This window comes from Pseudomonas agronomica (assembly GCF_025917275.1).
GTDB lineage: Bacteria > Pseudomonadota > Gammaproteobacteria > Pseudomonadales > Pseudomonadaceae > Aquipseudomonas > Aquipseudomonas agronomica.
This window is the reverse complement of the sequence record NZ_JAOSHO010000829.1, coordinates 1-1,368: the sequence shown is the minus strand read 5'-3', so window position 1 is coordinate 1,368 and position 1,368 is coordinate 1. Positions and strand designations below refer to the sequence as shown.

General features: G+C 64.5%; 1 protein-coding gene. It reads right to left on the bottom strand.

Annotated features, from left to right (window positions below; all coding sequences use genetic code 11):
- Positions 1 to 19: 19 nt before the first annotated feature.
- The gene (locus tag OC610_RS27480; RefSeq protein ID WP_264432611.1) at positions 20 to 1,336 is read right to left on the bottom strand and encodes a bifunctional DedA family/phosphatase PAP2 family protein; all 1,317 of its coding nucleotides are present in this window, start codon (positions 1,334 to 1,336) and stop codon (positions 20 to 22) included.
- Between the last annotated feature and the right edge of the window lie 32 nt (positions 1,337 to 1,368).

The window sequence follows — 1,368 nt, the reverse complement described above, 5'->3', positions numbered from 1 at the left end:
AGATGCTATGTCTCTGGTATCAGTAGGCATACCGCAACATCGCATGCGGCAAATGCCGCAAGGCGAAGAAACTGAACACCGCCACCAGCGCCGGCAAAATCAACCACCAGATCTTTGGCGGCATGGCGCGCAGCGGTTCCTGGCGTTGGCTCAACCACAGCACGGCGGCGCAGACGCTGGCGGCGAGCATGGCGCCGGCAACGACGTCGCTTGGCCAGTGCGCGCCGAGGTAGACCCGCGACAGGGCAATGGCTAACGCCGGCAACGAACCAAGCAACAGCCAGGTCAGGCGCAGGCGTGGTGGTTGGCCGCGACCGGCCAGTACGGCGAGGCTCAGGAACAGGGCAAATGCGCCGGAGGCGTGGCCGCTGGGCATGCTGTAGCTGGTCAAGGGGTCGGTGAGGATTTCCGGGCGAACGCGGGCGAAGAAGTGCTTGGTGCCGGTGTTCGCCAGGGCAGTGAGCAACATGGTGGCCCCGGCAAAGATCGCCTGCCGCCACTGGCGCGCCAATAACAGCAGTCCGGTCAACAGGGCGCTGAAGATCAGCATGTTGCGAAATTCACCGATCAACGTGAAGGTCACGGCGATTTCATCCAGCGTCGCGCTGCGATGCTCCTGCACCAGCGCCATCAAGCCCTGGTCGAAGGCGGCCAGGTAGCGGAAGCCGATGAACAGGCTGACCAGGATCGCCAGGCCAACACCGGCGATGATTGCCGAGGCATGGCGATGACGACGCAGGCTGCTGTTGACGCTCAGGCCGAGCATCAACGCGATGCTGCCGATGACGACGCCGGCCTGCGGCCAGAAGCCTTCGGGCAATGGCAGGCGGAACGCCGCGCCAGTGGCCCAGCCCGGCAGCAAATAGGCGACGGTCCAACCTGACGCGGCCACCAGGCTGACGACGGCGAAGCGCGGGAACGGCATGTCGCACATCCCGGCCACCATTGGCAGCATCGGTCGCAACGGGCCGATAAAGCGTCCCACCAGCAGGCTGGCGATGCCGTAGCGCTGGAAATAGCCTTCCGCAGCGCTCATCCATTCCGGATGATGCCGCAGCCCCGGCAGGCGCCGGATGTTCTGGTGGAAATGCCGGCCCAGGAAGTACGACACCAGGTCCCCCAGCAATCCGCCGAGAAGGCCCAGCAGCAAGGTTTCACCCAAGGACAACGCACCACTGCCGGCCAGCACCGCGATCGCGAACAACAGCACGGTGCCGGGCACGATCAACCCGGCGATGGCCAGGCATTCAACGCACGCGACGACAAACACCGCCATCGCCAGCCACTGCGGATTGACGGTCAGCCAGCCGGTGATGCTATCGAGCCATGGGCCCATAAAGACAACTCCATAGAATGTGGATGCCCCAC